The 20,628-nt window shown below is 43.8% G+C and carries 19 protein-coding genes; 10 read left to right on the top strand and 9 right to left on the bottom strand.

Going from position 1 to position 20,628, the window contains the following annotated elements; all coding sequences use genetic code 11:
- Positions 1–186: 186 nt before the first annotated feature.
- Complete coding sequence (locus tag QNM18_RS21970) at positions 187–1,179, bottom strand: zinc-dependent alcohol dehydrogenase family protein (protein ID WP_284138444.1); 993 nt, start codon at positions 1,177–1,179, stop codon at positions 187–189.
- A 98-nt stretch (positions 1,180–1,277) separates the two neighbouring features.
- Here QNM18_RS21970 and QNM18_RS21975 point away from each other — a divergent pair, with 98 nt between their 5' ends.
- Complete coding sequence (locus QNM18_RS21975; protein WP_211012571.1) at positions 1,278–2,168, top strand: LysR family transcriptional regulator; 891 nt, start codon at positions 1,278–1,280, stop codon at positions 2,166–2,168.
- An 11-nt stretch (positions 2,169–2,179) separates the two neighbouring features.
- On the opposite strand, the gene QNM18_RS21980 is transcribed toward QNM18_RS21975, so the two are convergent.
- Together QNM18_RS21980 and QNM18_RS21985 are read right to left on the bottom strand one after the other, a co-directional pair.
- A complete protein-coding gene (locus QNM18_RS21980) occupies positions 2,180–2,977 on the bottom strand; it encodes an SDR family NAD(P)-dependent oxidoreductase (protein ID WP_284138445.1) in 798 nt (265 codons plus the stop codon).
- Positions 2,978–3,131: 154 nt separating this feature from the next.
- A complete protein-coding gene (locus QNM18_RS21985; RefSeq protein WP_284138446.1) occupies positions 3,132–3,848 on the bottom strand; it encodes a DUF2306 domain-containing protein in 717 nt (238 codons plus the stop codon).
- Positions 3,849–4,028: 180 nt separating this feature from the next.
- Between QNM18_RS21985 and QNM18_RS21990 the strand changes: the two genes are divergently transcribed.
- The gene (locus QNM18_RS21990) at positions 4,029–5,246 is read left to right on the top strand and encodes a helix-turn-helix domain-containing protein (RefSeq protein WP_284138447.1); all 1,218 of its coding nucleotides are present in this window, start codon (positions 4,029–4,031) and stop codon (positions 5,244–5,246) included.
- Between the two features lie 10 nt (positions 5,247–5,256).
- On the opposite strand, the gene QNM18_RS21995 is transcribed toward QNM18_RS21990, so the two are convergent.
- The 3 genes from QNM18_RS21995 to QNM18_RS22005 all read right to left on the bottom strand — a co-directional run bounded on the left by QNM18_RS21995 (position 5,257) and on the right by QNM18_RS22005 (position 9,041).
- The gene (locus tag QNM18_RS21995; RefSeq protein WP_211012575.1) at positions 5,257–5,475 is read right to left on the bottom strand and encodes a TIGR02450 family Trp-rich protein; all 219 of its coding nucleotides are present in this window, start codon (positions 5,473–5,475) and stop codon (positions 5,257–5,259) included.
- Between the two features lie 110 nt (positions 5,476–5,585).
- Complete coding sequence (locus QNM18_RS22000; RefSeq protein ID WP_284138448.1) at positions 5,586–7,577, bottom strand: methyl-accepting chemotaxis protein; 1,992 nt, start codon at positions 7,575–7,577, stop codon at positions 5,586–5,588.
- Positions 7,578–7,853: 276 nt separating this feature from the next.
- Positions 7,854–9,041 carry a cellulase family glycosylhydrolase gene (locus tag QNM18_RS22005; RefSeq protein WP_211012577.1) on the bottom strand — a complete coding sequence of 396 codons (1,188 nt, stop codon included), beginning with the start codon at positions 9,039–9,041 and terminating at the stop codon, positions 7,854–7,856.
- Between the two features lie 354 nt (positions 9,042–9,395).
- On the opposite strand from QNM18_RS22005, the gene QNM18_RS22010 reads away from it, so the two are divergent.
- The 5 genes from QNM18_RS22010 (at position 9,396) to QNM18_RS22030 (ending at position 11,976) form a co-directional block, all read left to right on the top strand.
- Positions 9,396–10,007: a biliverdin-producing heme oxygenase gene (locus QNM18_RS22010; RefSeq protein WP_284138449.1), complete on the top strand. Its 612-nt coding sequence runs from the start codon at positions 9,396–9,398 to the stop codon at positions 10,005–10,007.
- 13 nt (positions 10,008–10,020) lie between these two features.
- Positions 10,021–10,473: a YbaN family protein gene (locus QNM18_RS22015; protein WP_417714866.1), complete on the top strand. Its 453-nt coding sequence runs from the start codon at positions 10,021–10,023 to the stop codon at positions 10,471–10,473.
- Between the two features lie 41 nt (positions 10,474–10,514).
- Positions 10,515–10,718 (top strand): hypothetical protein, encoded by a 204-nt coding sequence (locus tag QNM18_RS22020; RefSeq protein ID WP_284138451.1) that lies wholly within the window; start codon positions 10,515–10,517, stop codon positions 10,716–10,718.
- A 75-nt stretch (positions 10,719–10,793) separates the two neighbouring features.
- A complete protein-coding gene (locus tag QNM18_RS22025) occupies positions 10,794–11,318 on the top strand; it encodes a TlpA family protein disulfide reductase (protein ID WP_284138452.1) in 525 nt (174 codons plus the stop codon).
- Between the two features lie 400 nt (positions 11,319–11,718).
- The gene (locus QNM18_RS22030; protein ID WP_284138453.1) at positions 11,719–11,976 is read left to right on the top strand and encodes a helix-turn-helix domain-containing protein; all 258 of its coding nucleotides are present in this window, start codon (positions 11,719–11,721) and stop codon (positions 11,974–11,976) included.
- A gap of 438 nt (positions 11,977–12,414) precedes the next feature.
- On the opposite strand, the gene QNM18_RS22035 is transcribed toward QNM18_RS22030, so the two are convergent.
- The 3 genes from QNM18_RS22035 to QNM18_RS22045 form a co-directional block, all read right to left on the bottom strand.
- Positions 12,415–12,690, bottom strand: coding sequence for a helix-turn-helix transcriptional regulator (locus QNM18_RS22035; RefSeq protein WP_211012582.1), 276 nt, complete (start codon positions 12,688–12,690; stop codon positions 12,415–12,417).
- A 476-nt stretch (positions 12,691–13,166) separates the two neighbouring features.
- A complete protein-coding gene (locus QNM18_RS22040; protein ID WP_211012583.1) occupies positions 13,167–13,601 on the bottom strand; it encodes a response regulator in 435 nt (144 codons plus the stop codon).
- Positions 13,594–15,564 (bottom strand): PAS domain S-box protein, encoded by a 1,971-nt coding sequence (locus QNM18_RS22045; RefSeq protein ID WP_284138454.1) that lies wholly within the window; start codon positions 15,562–15,564, stop codon positions 13,594–13,596. Before QNM18_RS22045 ends, QNM18_RS22040 begins: the two co-directional genes overlap by 8 nt.
- A gap of 941 nt (positions 15,565–16,505) precedes the next feature.
- Here QNM18_RS22045 and QNM18_RS22050 point away from each other — a divergent pair.
- From QNM18_RS22050 to QNM18_RS22060, 3 genes are all read left to right on the top strand, one after another.
- Entirely contained in the window at positions 16,506–17,009 is a 504-nt protein-coding gene (locus QNM18_RS22050) for a sigma-70 family RNA polymerase sigma factor (RefSeq protein ID WP_211012585.1), read from the top strand.
- 19 nt (positions 17,010–17,028) lie between these two features.
- On the top strand, positions 17,029–17,994 hold the full coding sequence (locus QNM18_RS22055) for a FecR family protein (protein WP_284138455.1): 966 nt from the start codon (positions 17,029–17,031) through the stop codon (positions 17,992–17,994).
- Between the two features lie 112 nt (positions 17,995–18,106).
- Positions 18,107–20,611 carry a TonB-dependent receptor gene (locus QNM18_RS22060; RefSeq protein ID WP_284138456.1) on the top strand — a complete coding sequence of 835 codons (2,505 nt, stop codon included), beginning with the start codon at positions 18,107–18,109 and terminating at the stop codon, positions 20,609–20,611.
- The last annotated feature ends 17 nt before the right edge of the window (positions 20,612–20,628 follow it).

Consider the following 20,628-nt stretch of genomic DNA (forward strand, 5'->3'; position numbering starts at 1 on the left):
CAATAGCAGTACATAAATCGCAGTAAATACGTTGATGCAACGCCGAACAGTGCAAACATCAGCAGTAACGAAAGAAGATAAAAAGACACCGACAACTCATACGCTTAGACACATAAATTTATCATAGCGGTACATTGTTAAAACTGCACCTATTTTAGTTGATACAATGGCGGAGATATTTTTTACTTACCAACGATTACTGACCACCACTTTCCCCATTGCCTGCCCACTGCTTAAACGCGCATGCGCACTGCCGATTTCATCGAAGTTAAAGTCCGAGTCATCCAACACAGGCTGTAGTTTTCCACTATCTACGATGTTCGCCATACTCGCTAAGATTCGACCATGGTCGCTGCGTTGCACATTATGAAGCATGGGGATCAGCATAAATACAACATGCAGTGACAAGCCTTTAAAGTGTGCAACTGACAAATCAATTTCTGCCAGTGACACAGTAGTTGCTATCTGGCCATTTAGCCCCGCTGCTTCAAAAGAGTTCAATAAATTCGCCCCACCCACGGAGTCGTAGACAAGATCGAATCCAGCCCCGTGCGTATGCGTCGCTACATAGTCGGCAACCGATTCCGTCTGATAATTAATTGGCGTCGCGCCAAGCTGTTCGATCAAACGTAATTGTGCTGGTTTTGAGCCGGTTGCATAAACTTCAGCACCAAAATGCGTGGCCAACTGTATAGCAACGTGACCAACACCACCCGCTCCACCATGCACCAAGACTTGTTGATTTTGACCAACGCCTGCGCGCACCAAACCTTCATACGCAGTGATCCCAACTAACGGCAGTGCCGCTGCCTCTCGCATACTGAGGGACTTTGGTTTATGTGCAATGAGATTTGCATCAGCCACCATATATTCTGCAAGTGCGCCGGGTAAGTCAGCCAGCCCGCCAGCACAACCATACACCTCATCACCCACTTTAAAGCCTTCTACTTCCTCACCAACTTCATCCACGATGCCAGCAAAATCCATCCCCAAAATGGCTGGTAGCGCCGGAGACAGAGGCAATGCCGGACCCATTTCTCTAATCATAGTGTCAACCGTATTGACACTGCTCGCCATCACTTTAATACGCACATGCCCTACACTGACATTCGGTAGTGCTGCCTCCGCTTGTGTAAAAACCTCAGTATCACCAAATGCATTAATTACCATCGCTTTCATAGCTAAACCCTCGTTCAATGAATGCATTTAGTATATTTTTTAACTATAATTTTGATAATACAGCTACTAATACAATCAGTTTTAAGATTTGCTTGATAATGAATATTGCTCACCTAAAGTTGTTCACGCGCATCGCAGCAACACACAATATAAGCCTTGCAGGCAAAGAATTGGGACTCTCAGCAGCGGTTGCCAGCGCCCATATCAATAAACTTGAAGAAACACTGGGGACACAGTTGCTCTATCGTACCACGCGTAAAGTGTCGTTAACTGAGGAGGGGTTTGCCTTTTTACCCCATGCTGAGTCGGTACTGGATAGTGTAGAAAGTGCCAGAGCAGCTATTGGTGCAGGCAGCCATACCCCTCAGGGTACGTTGCGCGTCACGGCCCCCGCTTCATTTGGCAGAATGCATATTGTGCCTGCATTAGTTGAATTCACCCAGCTCTACCCCGAGCTTCATATTGATTTGCGACTGAGCGACAGCATAGTTGATATGGTTGAAGGTGGATTTGATGTGGCTATTCGCAATGCTGCGTTAAGCGACTCCACCTTAGTCGCACGTAAATTGGCCAGTGATACACGTATTTTGTGCGCTTCGCCTGATTACATTGAGCAACACGGTATCCCTGCGAACATCGACGAGTTAAAAACTCACCCTATTATCAACCTCACCGGAATAGAGCATTGGGTGTTTGCCAACAACCAAGGGACTATAAAATTTAAACCTGCGAGCAAACTCCACATTGATAATGGCGAAGCAATTCGAGACGCATGTATGCGTGGCATGGGGATCACATTGTGTTCAATGTGGTGTGCTTATCAAGCACTTCAAGAGGGAAAACTGGTTCAAGTACTCAAAGACCAACCACTTATCAATGATACTGCACTGTGGGCCGTCTATCCGAGCTCCCGGCTACTGGCCCCCAAAGTACGAGTGTTTATCGACTATCTAAAAGCCTATATCGGCGATGTCCCCTATTGGGACTAGGATCTTTGAAGCTATGCTTCCAGCTGCGTCAAAACCTCCATCAATTGAGCCATCAAACCCGGCGTCGACGCGCTGACATGCGGATCACGAAACTGACCAACATCATTGTCAAAGTAGCGTCCAGAAGCCTGAGCAAAGCGCTCAGATAGCGCAGCTTCAAGCAAAATGTCAGCGCCAAGTTGCACGCTACTACCCTGCATTCCATATGCCTCTTGCACCATTTTACTGCCTAAAAATGACTTGGGATTAACTGCAATAACACTTGGTCCCGATTCTTTCCACTGAGCGCCAATCTGCATTGACCACATGGTCAAAGCCAGTTTGCTTTTGGCATAAACGGCGTCAGCAGTTAAACGGCTAGGCGTGAGCAACTCTTGGGCCTCAAAAGGCGATTGAGCAGCTGATGACAAGTTAATAACCCGCCCACTTGCACCCAGCGCACTGCGTAACCCCTGCATCAAGATATAAGGTGCAATGGTGTTGACCATAAATCGCATATCAAACCCTTCACTAGTCACAGTGTTGTCAACATGAAACACCCCGGCATTATTAATCAATACATCTAGCTTCGGACACTCCTCGCTCACGGCTTGCGCTAGCACGTTCACCTGTGTCATCACAGAAAGGTCAGCACAATATTGCCCTACTTTATCTTTACCAAAGCGTGCAGCAAGATCACCATATACTGTGTTCAGCTTTTTAGAGTTACGTCCGTGTAATAGCACGTGATGCCCTTGCTCGAGTAACGTATTGGCGGTCGCTAATCCAATCCCATCAGTTGACCCTGTTATCAAAATCGTTTTGCTCATATTCTTTCCTATGCACATTGGCTGAGAATGAAGCTGCTACTTTAATACCACCGATTAAACTTGATAATAGCCATTAAAGATAAATTAGTTTCAAAAAATTATTGATAATTACCGCTACTATGGCTTGTCACCAATGCTACACAACCACTCACAGTCACATCGACCCAGCAGATTCACTTACCACACCCTCTTTACTCTCATCTAGAACCTTTACCCGTCTCTTGTCCAGCCACTCAACCAGTATCAAATTTATCGCCATTGCAATTAGCCGGTCATAGTCGTGGTAAAATCCAAAAACCCCTTTAAAAGTTTCCTGCCAACTACCCAAGAGCACTTGTAAAATCGCACCAAGCAATAACGGTGTGATGGCTGCTAAGCAAATAGCAACAGCACGCATCATCCACTTTGTGTGCGCTACTATTTGCCCATTTAATACGGACCAAATGGCGATACCAAACGCCCCCACAATCGCCACGCTCATAATAACTAAAGCAATAAATCGCGCGCCCAAGTCATTGGGAGTCAATACTAAATGCATCCAGATACCAGAGAGAGCCATGACACATCCTGATAAAGCAGCGAAACGCCCCGCGAATTTGTGCCATTTTGGATAGTGTAAACGAATACGTGGTGAAAACTGCCAAGGCATGGTTAAAAAGAACACAGCGCCAGAAAAACCGTGTGTTAAAATCGCGGCAGGTGTCGAAAAGTATTGAGGGTTAATGGTATTCGATATCCCTGCCACAGTTCCCGCTCCCAATAATACCAGGGCCACAATAATGATAGCTGGTATGCCTGGGATAGCCGTGATCAGAAGTAAACCACTGACAACTGGCCAATTGAATGGTGTTTGTTGGTTTTTTTGCGTCATTGCTTGCTCACATATTTCATTGGTGATGTGTGAGTTGATTATGTAAGATGACTAAAAAAGTGTCGTCCGCGCTGATTGGCGAGAACTTTCATGGGGTTATTTCAACCTAACAGTTAACTTTAATATGTTGTTTTAACTACTAACTTTAATTTTATAGACCGCTATAAAAAGAACCTTGCAATGCATATGATAACCGAGCCACCAAGCCTATTTGCACTCCAAATTGCAACCCTTAGCGTGATAGTGATCAGCGCTCATCAGCTTTTATTGCGTGCTCGGAATAGGCAAGTTTACCGGCCTTTAGCTGTGTGTTTACTCGCTATAGGCTTCATTACCGCGTTGCCCATTAGCAAAACATTATTGCCAGTTAGCTTTCAAGTATTGCACTTAATCTTCTGTCTACCCGCATTACTACTTGTTGCACCCAGTTTATGGCTATACAGCATAGGGCTAACCTGCCAAACACCTTGGTCATTTCAAAAAAGCGATATAAAGCATTTTGCGCCAAGCGGATTTGGCTGTCTGGTCGCACTGGTAGCGCTGATATTACCAGAGCAATATCGCTACGCCATTTTAGTAAATGATAACCTGACACTCGTAGAGCAAGCTCCAACAGTGCTTCGCAGCGTTATTTACGGCTTATTGATTGTGACTTTTGGCTGTGTATTAGGCTGGATAGCGCAATCTGCCTGGTACTTTTACAAACTCATCAACAGGCTGCATCACTATCACGAGCAGCTGAAAGATGTTTTTGCGTCGACAGAACAAAAAGAGTTGCGTTGGTTAGTCTGGCTGTTAATCTCGGTTGGCGGGGTATGGTTGTTTATTGCTCTAGACTTATTTTTAGACAATCTTTTTAGCCCAATCCAATTTGACCAACATCTTTATGCAATGATGCTCCTGCTCCTTGTATATAGTCTCGCTTTGTGGGGACTAAGACAAAAACCAGGTTTCACTGAATGTTATGAGCTAGCAGATAGCCATGAATTTGTGTCTGATCCAACTTCCTCAGAACAAGTGAAGTACCAACGCAGTGCACTGGACCATCAGCGCGCTTCTCAAATAGTCACCAAATTAGAACACGCTATGGTGGTAGATAAATGCTACCTAGATGCAAATTTATCCTTACCTAAACTTGCCAAGCACATTCATACACCCAGCCACTATATTTCGCAAACGCTCAATGAGACACTCGGAATGCGTTTCTTCGACTTCGTCAATCAACACCGTGTCGACGCTGCGAAACAGCTTCTCGCGCAGGAGCAAGACGCTATCCTCACTGTTGCCATGGAGGTTGGTTTTAATTCCAAGTCGGCATTTTATACCGCCTTTAAAAAACACACTACACTGACCCCTAGCGATTATCGGAAACAACATCAAATAGAGGGTAATCAATAATGGTTTAAGATTATTGCCATCCTATTTTCCACATTTTAGGATCTTTTAACTCGCGCCAGTTTATAGCAACTTCACGCTGGGTCATCAGCGCTTCAATAAGACATTCAATCACACGTCCCTGCTCGTCAAATTCGACCGACGTGACAATAAAATGCTTCTCTTTATGAGTAGGACTGACCGATGTCCACTTACTGTTTAGTAGCTTCCTAGGGTTTAGGGTGTGCTGCATACGTGTTCATATTTGCTGTTTTACAGCATGATACGACCGTGCAGTTGTCTGGGATCAATTAGATATACGACAGGTGGGTATAATGTGCCCCTATATACCCACCAATTTCATTATCGTACTGATTGGCTTACCGTATATTCTGCGATCAGCTTATCCATCACTTTAGCAGCCTCAGCAATATCAATGGCAGCAACATTGATTTGCTCTGCGCCGCTGACGTTTTCCGTTGCTTTTTGGAAAATCCCATTGATGTTTTTACTCACTTCATCAATCGCATTACTTTGCTGCTGCGTATTACTCGATACCGATTCTGTCACTAACTCAACCTGCTGCGCTTGCTCTACAATTTGCTCGAGTGCGCGTTTGATTTCTTCTGCCCGCTCTGCCGCTTCTAAGGCATTTTCTTTGCCTTTCGTGATCACATTAGAAGCCTCTGAAGAGCTGGATTGCAACTCAGTCACCAAGGCTGATATCTCTTCTGTTGATTTTTGCGTACGGCTCGCCAAGCTGCGGACTTCATCGGCGACCACAGCAAACCCACGACCTTGCTCCCCGGCTCGGGCGGCCTCAATAGCCGCATTTAGCGCCAGCAAGTTAGTTTGCTCAGCAATGCTTTTTATCATTTCAACCATAGATGAGATACTACCAACACGCTCATTCAGTGCATCAACTGTTTTGGCAGACTGTGCCATATCGTCGGATGCCTGCTGTATCACCTGCACCGCATCCGCCACAACTTGCTGTCCTTGAAGAGATTCTTGCGTCACTGTTTTAGCCGCTACAGCGTTTTCATTCATGGAGTTTGCAATGACTTGAATATTGGCGCTCATTTGCTCTGAGGCAGAGGCAATGGTTTGGATCCCTGACTGCTGACTAATTAAATTCTCTTGGCTTTGCTGGATCGCCGCCGCCGTTTCTTGCGAGGCATTAGCGATGTTAGAAGACACTTTCGCAAACTCGACCAAATCGTCTTCAAACTGTCGCGTGAGTTTATTGATGTTGTTTGCCGATTTCCCTAGGTCATCTTTTGAAATTACACCAATTTCATGACCTAAGTTTTTATGCAGCATTGCAATATCGATACCCTCAGCGATTTTTGCTGACTGTCGGCGACGCAAGCGAATGGCAAAGAACAGTGACGCGGTGATCACCAATCCAACCACTAAAATAATCAACTCAATCACCAACACCAAAACTGCGTGCTGTTGGATCTTTATCGCGGTCTTGTCAACCAATGTAAGCGCCTCTTCTTCGGACTCTTTTAACACATTGATCCGCTCAGTCGCGGCTTTAAACCACGCCTCTGCATCTAAGCCAAAATTGGCATTTTTGTTTTCAACCACACTGCGATAGCGTGCAACTTCTTGAAAGGCATTGTCACTCAGTGCTTGCTGCAAAATTCTTTTCATGATTGGAGGCGACGCTTCAAGCGCTTCTTCTAAATACACATCTTGCTTGGTCATCAAGGCCACATGCTTGGTTTTTAACGCTGGTGTAAAGCTATCGCGACTCAGCACATTTGACAGCACTGCGCGTTCAATACCAGCCGACTCTTTAGCACTTGAGAAATTATAAATCGCAACCAACTCGGTGGCGATGGTGTGGTCATTGCTCAATCGCGAGGCTGTGATCACCATATGCAGCGCTTTGAGGTTAATATCTGTGTAATATTTCAGCGCTTCTGAAAGCGGGATGGATAAGGTGTCTACACGACCACGGATCTGAGATAACTGGCGGAACTTACTTTCAAATTCAGCCAACTCTTTAGCCATTTCAGGCATCAATTGCCAGTGTTGTTTTTCTTCCGCTAACTTGGCAATCAGTTTGTCTGTTTGACTGCGTTGCTGGCGTAACTTGTCCTTAAACTTTGTGCCTTTGGAACCAATAAACCCAGCAGAGGCCCCTCGTTCTTTTTGTGTTTCATGGATCACACTCAGCACCATATGACTCAAAAACGCATTGTACTCTGCATCATACGCGTCGTTCATCCGTTTCGCTGACATTGATACATCATAAAAAATCACTGCGCCTAAGAGTAAACATGGAAGTAATACAACTGTTGTCATATGGCTAGATACAAATCGAGCAATTGCTTGTAACATCACTTCACCACTATTTTTTCTTAAACATTTTTTTTACGAAGTAAACTATAGTACAGCTCACTTTGTTGCAAATTATTTATTCAAAAACCCCATCTTTTTGAAAATATTAAAGTTAATTTGCATGGCTAAACTTCCCCAACAAAGGTAAAAAAACAAATAAGTCAGTACTATGAATAAGCTAGCGACATTTAAGCCACCTTGTACTTATTCCAAAAAATTAAATAAAAAAGAGAGCAATTGCTCTCTTTTACTGTTTGATTAGCAATGTGCTGACGACTAACGTCCCTCTTGTATTTTCGCCTTTATCCAAGCACCCGCTTCTTTCAATTGAGCGTCTGAAAAGTCTTGCGCCGCACAGCTGCCCACTTGCCAAGCAGCCCCACTCAGCGGATCGTCTGAATAATTCCAATTGGTCCAGCTGATTTTTTTTCGTGCCATCAAGTCTATGTACTTTTGTGAACTGACAAAGTCATTTGCGCCGCCACCAGTGTAGTGCTGAGTACCAAACTCGCTGACAAATACGGGAAAAATATCTGAAGCTTTATCCAGCATATTGCGATGATATTCGGTGTGTGCAGCAGCATAAAAGTGGAAGGTGTACATAATATTGTCGAATGGAACTGGGTCGTTGATCACATCTTGTAAATCGCCATCTGCCATTGATGCACCAAACGTAGACCAACCGTGAGTTCCGACCATGATCAGAGCATTAGGTTGAATCGCACGGATCACAGGAATAACCTGCTCAGCATAGTGGCGTACCGCTGACCAAGGAACGCCATTTGGTTCGTTGGCAATATCATAGATCAGGTTATTGCGGTGTTTGTGCTTGGTCACAATATCGGTGAAAAACTTTTTTGCCCCTTCAACATTGTAGTTTGGGTCGCCCGGATCAAGCTGGTGCCAGTCAACCAACACATATAACCCACGCTGGCTTGCCATTTCAATGAGTTGGTGCATTTGGTTAGTAAAGCCAACCGGATCTGTTTCATACCCGCCTTCTTGTACATACAAGCTCAAACGCAAAATATCAGCTTGCCAGTCAAACGCTAATACATCCAAACTTTTTTCAGTTAAACATTTACCTAATCCATGCCACTGCAGACCGTGACTGCTCATGCCACGAAGCTGCACACGCTGGTTTGATTCGCTGCACAGTCCCGTACCACACACCTTTAAACGACCGTATTTTTCAACTGGCGTGATCTGTGTTGCATCATCACAACGGCCTAAATACCGCCATGCCGAACTGGTTCCAGGCTCCGCACTGGTCCACCATTTGGCTTGATACAATATATTGTTGTGGACAAGTTTGTCGCCGGTATTGGCATGGCTCGGCTGACCCTGCCAATCAGACTGTGGCCAATTCGGATAGACATTGGTATCTGCACAACTTGCCGCATCAGCATGACTGGCGGCTAGTCCTAAGCACACTGTGAGGGCACTTAAATATCGCTTTTTCATCGCGCTTTCCTTTACATGTTATTTACAATAATGTTCCCAATTGAGATATAGAGACTTTCATTTGAAATGGCTAGGTTTTGGCTGATGATTGATCGTAAAGTATTGCTATTGGTTTGATATGTGTTTAAAAATCGAGCATTTTTATTATTTCGAAGCTCGGTTAATAATCGCAGTGCACCACCCATAGATACCCTTGCCAACGCGCCTAACAAAACATGACCAGTGCCGCTCACTCGTTATCTAAAAATAAAAAGAATCTTAATAACAATAACTTGAAAACAATCATAAAGTGTATGGTAAGGGTTTTTATCGCTCATACGTTCTTATTTATATGACCAATTAAATTAGAAAATTATGAGCAGCTTAAAATCATCTAACTACCCGAGAATGAGTAAACTTAGAACGTCAACATCCAGTGTTCACGACCAACTCGACAAAAAGATCATGGCGCAGTCGCCGTTTGACAACAAAGCCAATTATGGTCAATTTTTGTGCTACCAATACCACTTAATGAAACACGTTGCTGCACTGTATCAAGATGCTCAATTAGCAACCATTATCCCAGATCTGCAAGCCAGAGATCGCAGTGCTCAACTCCTTGCTGACTTTCAAGATTTAAATATGCCACAGCCGGCTGCTATGCCCACGCTGAACGAGCTCAACGCCTCCCATTATGAAAGCTTGGGCTGGTTATATGTCATTGAAGGCTCAAAACTTGGCGCGGCTATTTTAGCCAAAGAGGCTGAAAAACTGGGCCTAAGTGATAAATATGGTGCACGCTTTCTAGCTGGATCAGAGGTCGGCAGAGGCGCCCATTGGAGGCAGTTCATGCAAAGCATTGAAAAGGTAGAGCTCAGTGAGGACCAAGAGCAAGCGATGTTAGCTGGTGCACAGGCTGCATTTAAATTTGCCAATGCGCTGGTAGAGATAAGTTACACCCATTCTCCGAGTACCCATGTCGCTTAATGTACAACGTAATATGTTGAAGTATGGTTATTTTGCCGGCGGCATTGTGTCACTCGGATTGGCTGTGATTGGCGCTTTATTGCCAATCATGCCAACTACGGTATTTTTAATTATGGCACTATGGTGCTTCTCCAAGTCATCTAAACGCCTCGAATATTGGTTGCTCACACATCCCAAATTTGGTGTGACGCTAAGTAACTGGCAACAGCACAAAGTAGTGCCTAAAAAAGCGAAATACTTCGCTGTAATTGGTATGTTGGCAAGTGTGCTGATATCTGGTTATGTACTGTCATTTGGTTGGCTGCAAATTGCACTTGCTGTTCTTTTCGCATTTATCTGTAATTACTTGTTTGCTAAACCGAATAACACAGCCGACCAACCCAATTTAATACGCCAAAAACAGGGCAATGTGTTACTGAGTGTGGTTGCGGTAATTTTGTTGGGCTGTTGGTCTATCACTCTTTAATACAGCGATATCGCATACGCCGAGTAAGGAGCGCAATTAAATTGGCACCACGCCTTGGGATGTCGGCACCAACAACCTCATTTGTACCAGCGCCTTTCTTTGCCGTTACTACTCAAGCCAGTAAACTACTTCACCCTAGATTCAAATATAAAGCCAAAGAGCAAAGTGATATAGATTCAGTTTCCTTATGCACTCACCATGCACAACCTAAATTAGGTACAATTACGCAATCACTGTTATCATAGTAAAAAAATCGCGTTTTAGAATATTCACGGCGTTAAAACTGCGCTATTACCCACCTCTCCTACAGGACCTACTGCATGAAAAGATACCTGATGTTATTATTTGTATTGTGTTTTACTACCTCGGCAAACGCGAACATCACACATTTTGGTGCCGATCAGGTTATCGGTCAAAATAAACTAGGTGAGCCGGTGTTTCGCAGTACCACCACGCCCACGATTGTGACCTTTTGGGCCTCATGGTGTGTATACTGTAAGCAGCTGCTTCCACTACTTGAGGGACTTCAGCGTAAGCTCACAAATGAGCGTATTCGAGTAGTTGTTGTCAATACAAAAGAAGAGGGAAAGCTCGGGCAAACCCGACGCACATACAAAAGCCTGCTTCGACAATTTGAACAGCGAGGGCTGCAAATTGAGTTTGTCTTTGATAAAAGAGATGCGCTCTACAACAGATTTAAGAAACCCGGCCTGCCCTATACTTTAGTCATAGAAAAAAATGGCCAGATCAGCTATGCACAAGCAGGTTATAGTGAGCGACTGGCACAACCTATGCTGGAAGCAATACAACAGGCACTAGATAAAAATACATCTGATCAAATCTAGTTCGCGTCCTCAACTATCATTCAATGAGTTTGCAGCGCTTCTCGTTTGTTTTTACAACCACACGGGATAGCCTGTCACTCATTGACATAATTGCTTACGAAATCACAATAGAGGCTTTTTCCTATATCATTTTTATAACCTTAAGAATCAACAACCTGAAAGTTTTACGAAGTTTATGCGCGACGACCTGACACCATTTATTACACAATTAATTTTGAGCATTGCAGAGGAAAAAAGTTGGCAAAGCACCATGAAAGTAGCTACCTTGGGTAAATTTATTACCATAACTATTGATATAAAGATGATTCCAAGCACTCATTTTCGCAATGCATGCTAAAGATTTAAGCCCACATAAACTCTATCAAAGTAATACCTTCAAAATTTGGAAAGGAATAATGATGTGATAAGTGGTAATGACCTTAAAGCGATGAGAAAAAAAGCAGGACTGACGCAAAAGCAGATGGCCGATAAACTCAATATAACCAGAGAAACGGTCAGCAATTACGAATTAGGTGTAGGTGAACCTAGAACAGGGCATTTTTTTAAATGGTTGTTTTATTGTAAAGTTGATGCAAAAGCGCTTTTAAATCAGATCAAAAGTATCAGTGACGAAATCAATGATAGCGACGACGCCCATCGATTCAAAGATGACAAGTAACGTCTCTATTGCTCAAGCACTCTGAAGTATCTCTTCAACGATAACCTATAAAGCCGCCTCTCATTATTGTTCTACCCTAAAGTGTCGATTGTCGCATTCGAATTCAGAAATTAGTAGGTCATACACACTGCGCTGTATTTACGCACGGCTCTGGCTTTTGGACTTTCCACCATAACAGCGGCGCATTTTAGCTACCAACCAGAAAGGCCACAGATCGATACACATTGGCAGATGAAAAGGTGCCGTAATTTCTATTGACCCCAACCAAGTAGGTGAACAAACTCCAAACTTGTATACAGTGATCAGAACACGATCCGCACATGGACATTGTTTTTGATACAACAGACACTATTTTAAAGCGCCTAGCACATCACTGGTCCACCAAAGAAAATGGCGGTTTTACGTAGCACCTCTCAGATATAGGGCATCAACGCATCACTAGCCTGCTTTTTGGCTACCATCACTGCCTGTATAGCTGATATAAGGACAGGCAAAATCATCACCAAATATAAGATACATTTCGTATAGCTGCGCCATGGTCATAATCGTTCTGCCGGTCTCAAAATTACTAATAGTCGCTTGATCAACATCGAGTTTTGCACCAAGTTGACTTTGAGTCAGCTTGTTCTTTTTTCGAACTCGACGTAAGTTATGCTGTACCTCTTCCATTAGGTTATTCACCTTTATTTTTCTTCTTACTGCATTGTTTTTCATCTCTTCCCTCGCCAATCAGTATTGCTGGTAAATATTTATTTTATTTTTGATAGTGACTTACAAACTTCATTGTCATAAATATAATTTGCTTCATGCGGAAAAATCTTCGAATTTTATTAAAAGGCATTCGCTACATATCCAAAACTAGGAAAAACGGCGTGTAGTAAGGTGATTGAACAATCAATGATGTAGAAAAGTAGAGTGCAGCGGCCAGAAACCACCTTCGAACAAACCTATTTGTCCGCTGGGATATTAAGTAGGGGGTCATTACACCAAGTCTTTCTCAGTGCACTATATTGACTTACTCTTGAAATTCAGCTGTTTCAATGTAATTGATTTCGGCTCTTTGATACAAGCACACAAGCAGCACCATGCCCCTGACATGCCAAAACAATAGGCTAGGCAACGTCTACCGTGCAGGCGAGTACCCAACCAGCCTAATATGATTTCGTCCAAACACTATCACCGTTATGGAGTTAGTCTCCTTTTGGTAAAATCGCAATCTGAAACCAATAGTCTTTAAGTTTTTGTACAGCATCAAATAATGACTCTAGTTTAACTGGCTTTTGAATATAGGTATTGGCCCCAAGGTCATAACACTCCTCAATATCCTTTTCATCATCTGAGGTTGTCAAAACCACAATAGGGATGTTTGCAAGGCGCCGAGTATTTTTTATTTCTTTTAACACGAGACGGCCATCCAGCCCCGGTAGGTTAAGATCCAACAGTATCATAGCCGGCTTTGGATGCGACGGTGTCCACTCTTGACTGAGGTAATTCAGCGCTTCTTGACCGTCTTCACATCGTACAATTGGATTTGATAGGTTACCGTCTTTTTTAAATGCCCGATTAGTCGCGTAATAATCGTCATCGCTATCTTCTACAATCAGAATCAATTTATTATCATTCATTTTCGACTTCACTTTCCTTCAATGTAAAATAGAAACTTGTTCCTTTTCCAAGCTCCGACTCAAACCAAATTTTACCCTTGTGTTGTTCAACAATTTTTTTCGCAAAGGTCAAGCCAGATCCCGTGCCCTCGCCAAACTTTTTATTGCTATTTAGGCGCTTAAATATTCTGAAGACTTCGGTTTTAAAGTGTGCATCAATGCCAATACCATTATCTCTGACACAAAATGCATGCCGCTCTAAATCATAATTCACACGAATAGATTTACGTTCCGATAAGTTGTATTTGTACCCATTCGTTATTAGGTTGTATAACAGCTCTTCTAATCGCGTTTGGTTACCAACCACATTGGGTAAGGCTTCTGTGAGCACCTCGACGTTATATTCTTGCAGCGACTCTTTTAGGCGTTCAAGCACATGACTGAGCGCTTCATCCATATTGACCTGCTTGCTGCTTTGCTCCTCACGGCCCAATCTTGAGAAATACATCAGATTAGAAATAAGCTGCTCCATTTTAGAGCCTAGGTATACCAAACGGTCCAATTTATATACACCATCTTCGCCCAGCTCAGTCTCATAGTCCTCTTTTAAAAATCCAGCGTGATTCTGTATTGCTCGTAACGGCTCTTTTAAATCATGAGAGGCAATATAAGCAAAGTTGTCTAACTCTTCGTTGGACTTGGTCAAACGCTCAATCAATTGCTCTCGCTCTTGGTCCATCGCAACTTGCTTGGAAATATCTCTCACTACCCCACAAAAAAACTGCTCACCTGCAACACTAAACCCGGTAACCCCCAGATCCAATGGGAAGATTTGGCCATTTTTTCGCAAACCTTTCACCTGCCGCCCAGTGCCTATGATTTTCTTTTCACCCGTCGTTAGGTAATTAATCAGATATTGATCATGCTCACTTTTATATGGTTCAGGCATAAAGAAGTTTATATTCTTACCAACACTCTCTTCTTTTTCGTACCCAAACATACGCACTGCCGAGTTGTTGATACTCTTTATCACACCATTTGCATCTATGGTGATGATGCCATCAATGGCGTTGTCGAGCGTTGCTTTGTACTCAGCATCTTGTGCACTAATGATCCGCTCAGACATGCGAGATTTGATTAAATAAAAAGAGGCGATACCTGCCAGGAAAGAAACAAACAACCCATTGAGTAGGGCAATATAGTGAATATCAGAGTCATCAACCGAAACACGGCTTTGCTTAGGCCACAGCAATAACTCCCAGTTGACGCCATGCAGTGCAAATGAATGACTAAAACCAGTAGACTCATCGTACTGCATACCCGCCTCTACTTTACTAAACATCACGCTGCCTTCTGACAGTACTTCAATGTTGTAGTCATTGATAAATTCATGCGGAAGCAAGCTATCTACCAATTGGGATATGTCAAACACACCTAAAATAAACCCGTCAAATCTACCGCGAATATAAATCGGAAAATACGCTAAAAAGCCTTTACCGCCTTGAACAAGCTGGACCGGCTTAGACAGTGAAAAGTTTTTCGAGACCTTTGCTCGCTCTAGGGCCTTTAACCTGTTTTTCTCGAATGACAAGTCGAGATCAACTGCCGATTCGTTGCCTTGCAGTGGCACAACCCATTTAACAACATACTCGCTGTTCACCCATTCGACGGCACGCAGCCCAGCATGATCATTGACATAATCCTGTGCATCCAATCGCCACTCTTCAAAAGGCGGCCCTTCTCGTGCCACCCAGCGATTGCGCATGCGCTCCAGCGCACTGATGATGGCAGGCATCGAATTGATAAATTGATGCTCAATCAATTCGCTCTTGGCAATCGCGGTTAATTTAATGAGGTGTTTTTCTTGGTTATCGGCAAGCTGCCAGACCCAAAGAGATGCCAACATACTCAGTAGGACACAGATAGACACCACGATAAAAGACAGCTTAAATCGCTTCCCTGTACTTTCTACATCTATATGCAAAGCAATTTCCTTTTTTATTCTCGCGCAGTTTGTGATAAATGACTTTACGTCAAAAAGTCGGTACGCGTTTACCGGCTAGGAAAACAAACACGTTTTATTTAGTGTAATTGAATCTGTGTATTTTGCGCCATTAACACACAACATTTTTATAACAAGCTGAAAATAAAAGTGTCGTGCAGAAAAATGGGGGGTTATCGCCATAAAAAACCTTAGTAAAGCCAACGTTTAAACTTAAAAAACACTTTAAATACAATAGCTAAAAACAATGATTTAGCGCATGTAGTGATAACTTCGTCGGAATATAAAATGTCAACTGCTTGATGTTTTTCAGCTAGCACTTCGCTCAGAGTTGGGCGTATTTACATATTCTTTAACACAGTGTGGAGCGATTGAAGCAAACTTACTTGTGCATATCACATTGAATATCGCTGCTCGTAATCTGCCTTTGTACTCGCCTTGCCATTTTATGAATCACCTCACCAACCTTCTAGATGACTAAAATTAAGTATTAAAATACAAATGGATAGATGCAAATCACGCAACACCGCTCAACATCTAGTTCGTTTGCGCGGTGTTTTCAGAACACTTTTTTTAACGAGTTTATAAGTAGCTAAACGTTTGCTCATGATACAAGCCTATGGACCTACTCTGATGCGAAACATAACACGGATCTGGTGGTACTCAATAACCACTTAAAAAGCGGGGAAGTCAAAGAATATAAGGCGTTTGAAGTGGTACACCTATTCCAAACCAAAGCTAAGTAAGCTGCTCTCATATTGCCCTCTCAAACTGAAAATTATGATAATTATGAACTAGAAAAATCCCTGTTATCTGCATCGAGCAATGTTTTATTCGTAGAATAATAGACTTGCTACACCATCTTATTAATGATACCGTCAATGATAATTATTCCTATTTATGCACTATGGTAAGGAACAAAGGTGTCGAATTCCGCTGGCATGGACCTTTTTATTCGTGATAACCAATTTTGGTTAGTTAGATTTTTACAAAACAAGCTAAAACTACATTGTCATCACGATGCACAGGATTTATCTCAGGACACCTTTATTAGGGCCCTGACTTCCTCTACAGATCTGCTTGAAGTCAAAGAGCCAAGAGCATACTTAGCAACCATCGCCAATCGCTTGATCATAGATAAGGCGAGGCGCAAGCGTATTGAGCAAGCCTATATTGAAGCGCAAACCGAAATGCAGCAAGAGCAGGCGCCTTCATGTGAAACGGTGTTAGAAACCATGCAAAGATTAGAAGCGCTATCACGTTTATTAGAGGGTCTGGCAGACAAACCACGACGCGCCTTTTTAATGGCACGTTTAGACGGCATGAAATACAAAGAGATTGCTGCGCAGCTCAATGTTTCTGAAAGTATGGTGCAAAAGTACATCGCGCAAACATTGCTACATTGCCACAGTCAACTGATGGAATAATCAACACATAGAGAAACCCATGTCGGCGAATCAAACCAGCTATCAACATAAACTCAAGCAGGCTGCAGACTGGTGTGCTCTACTCCACTCAGATTCGCCCGCCGACGAAGATATTCAAGCCCATCATCAGTGGCTGAACTTACATCCAGACAATCAAAAAGCGTACGCAGAATTACAAGCGCTTTGGGGTGAGTTTGATACCCCTGAAGATACAGACCTGAATGTTCGGGTACTCAATAATGTACTAGACAAAGATAAACCCAGATCGGTAAGTCTCGCCAAAACCTTCCTTAGCGTTACTTTGTTTGCAGGGTTTGGGCTATTGCTAAATCATTTAGGACTAAGTGGCGTCACAGCAGATCACTACACCCTAAAAGGCCAAACACAAACCATACAACTGCAAGATGGCAGCGTATTGACGTTGAATGCCGAAACGCAAGTAGATATTGAATACAATGCTGACACTAGGTTGATTCGACTATTCAAAGGCGAAATACACGTTGAGGCAATAACTAACCCTTCATGGCCACTGGTGGTGGCAACTCATAACACCAGTGCAACAGCTTTAGGAACCAGCTTCTCGGTGAAAACCAAAGGGCAAGACACCTTTGTCGTGGTGAGTGAATCTAAGGTAGAGCTGTGTTATTTACCACAACATAGATGTGTGATTGGGCAACAGGGCCAAGCCATGGAAGTTGCAGACAGGTACCTAACAGGACCTTATCAAACAAACCCTGATATCAGACTGGCTTGGTTGAACAATAGGCTAGTTGCAAATGATATCAGTCTGACTGAGCTGCTTGAATCACTAGAATCCTACTATCCGGGTGTATTTGTATACCAGCATTCGGAGCTCAGCCAGATCCGAGTTTCAGGTGTGTACCCTACTGACGATGTTGACTTAGCACTGAAAATGTTGACGTCAGATCCAGCCATTAAGCACAGGTCGATTGCAAATTACATTCAAGTTATCTCATTGAAATAAAATGACTTTTCAAGAGGTGGTAAAAGTTTTTTAGTTTTTTTGAGTTTTTGGGTACTGTTTTTTTTTACTGCCCCGTCCTATAAGTAGCTCTAAATAATAATGAGAACTATTTATGATAGGCGACAGTGCTACTCGCTCAATTTATACTGCTTTATTGTGTACTGGACTTGCTCTGCCAAGCGCAGCTTTGGCACAACAGGCGCACCAACTTGATATTCCCAAAGGCAGCTTAGCTGAGGCACTCAATACCCTGGCACTGCAAACAGGCGTACTGCTGCAATTTGATCCTAACCAGATCGGCAGTGCCCAAACTACTGGGTTAAAAGGCGCGTTTGTACTGAGTGATGGCTTTGAGCAGCTGCTCGCAGGCACAGGTTTATACGCTGAGAAAACCAGCAATGGTAGCTATGTCATTCGAGCGTTATCAAGCAACCTAGAACACGCGGTCATGCTCGATACTCTTGAAGTATATGCCAGTAATAATACCCATAAAGAGATCTATCAGTCCGCTTCTTCAGACACCAAATTAAGCCAAGATCAACTCGCCCGTGTAGCACCACGAGATACCTCTGACATTTTCTACAATGTACCCGGAGTGACAACATCGCAAACACGTCAAGAACCCGGAGTCGCGGTCAATGTACGAGGTATTCAAGACTTTGGCCGAGTCAATGTGATGATCGATGGTGCAAGACAGAATTTTCAGCGCAGCGGACACGGCGCTAATGGTACCGTCTACCTCGATCCCCAGCTGCTTTCCAGTGTCGACATTGCAAAAGGTCCCGTCGGCCACGCTGGCGGCGCAGGTGCCATTGGGGGCGTAGTCAATTTCAACACGCTGGAATTTGCTGATCTCGCACTTGAAGGAAAAGACCACGGCAGCAAAGTTGCGCTCGCAACAGGCAGCAACGCATACCATATGCAAGGCTTACTCGCCTCAGGAGTACGCTTGGGAAAAGATCTTGAGCTGGTCGCAGCGGTTGGGCGCAAACACGTCGGAAGGTTTGAGCCTGGTCAGCACGGTGGTAATGCCGGCAATGACAATTACTTTGATGCGCTCAGCTCTTTTACCGAGCAAGATCAATGGTCCTCTTTGCTCAAAGCCAATTATAAAATCAATGAACAACACGCCATAAAACTAAGTTATGTAGGTTTCTCTGCCAACTTTAACGAGGGCTCCACCACAGGAGAAACCGAGCAACCTAGTGCTACCAGCAAACTCAGTAATGACACCATTAAAGTAGATTATTTCTGGAACCCTAATTCAGATTATTTTGACTTAAGTTCAAGCATTTACTACAACCGAACTCAAATGCGCCAACATCAGTTTGAGCTGGGAGACTCGATTAACCCTTACGGGGAGTTTGAGCTGCAATACGAAACCAATACCTTTGGCCTGGTGCTCGAAAATATTTCATTCTTTAGCTTAGAACACGACTGGTTGAGTGAAGCAGACTCTCTGCTCATGCTCAATACTGGCATGGAATACTTTAGAGACTGGACCCAGCCTCAAGCGATCCAGCAAACGCCGGGAACCGGTGACCCAACTTGGTTCACAGGGGCAACTCCGGGGGGAAGCCGCGCAGTGAGCAGTGCATTCTTCCAGACCGAGTGGCAATATGGTGAGCATCTGTCCATTGAAGCAGGCGTCAGATACGAGCACTTCTCACTCGAGGGAGGGGGTGAGATCAACTCAGGGGCTATTCTCAACCCACCCGGCGTCACTCCAAGCAAGACGCTGATCTACACTAATTTTGCCGTGGCGCGCCACGACGATTTTGTCTCGCCTAACTTGCGTTTTGCGTACCGCTTTAATGATGAGATTCAAGCCTATGTCAGTTCTGCCAAAGGTGTGCGCCCTCCCTCGATCACCGAAACCTTGTTATTCGGGATGCATGTGGGTAACCAATTTCCTTTCTACCCAAATCCCGGCTTACAAGCCGAAGAGTCTCTTAACAATGAAGTAGGAATGAATTTTGAGTTTACTCAGCTGGCCAAAGAGCATGATCTGTTTATTAAAACAGGTTGGTTCGAAAACACCGTAGACAACTTCATTATTCAGGGAATGGTGATGAGCCCAACCTCTGTCAGTGACAAAAGTGGCATTCGCAGCTATGTCAATTTACAAGATGAAATCAGCTTTGAAGGCATAGAGCTGCAAGCTGATTATCAATCTAAAGTGATGTTTGCAGAGCTCAACTATACCAAGATGAATTTCGATCCCGGTCTAGGTGACTACAACCCGTTCCCACTCGGCAGTCAGGTCGGTTTCCCCGCAACAAACTTAGGTAAAACTGAGTCTGGCGGACTGCTTTACATTCCACCTCCGAAACACAGTGGCGCCATCACACTTGGATTGAAGCTGTTTGATGACAGCCTAAAGGTTGGCGCAAGAATGCGCTTTGAAGACAACGATGGCCGCGGTGGAAAAGCTTATGAAAAGGTCGTGGATTGGGAAGTTTACGACGTGTGGCTGGACTACCAGTACTCACCAAATATTCAGCTGCGCATGTCGATTGATAACCTCAAGGACCTCAATTATGCCGAAGCAAATGGCACCTCTTACTGGATTGCGCCGGGGCGCAGCGTCATCGCAAGAATAACAGCAAAATTTTAATTAAAGACAAGGGTATA

Origin of the sequence: Pseudoalteromonas obscura (genome assembly GCF_030135505.1) — a bacterium.
Classification (GTDB): domain Bacteria; phylum Pseudomonadota; class Gammaproteobacteria; order Enterobacterales; family Alteromonadaceae; genus Pseudoalteromonas; species Pseudoalteromonas obscura.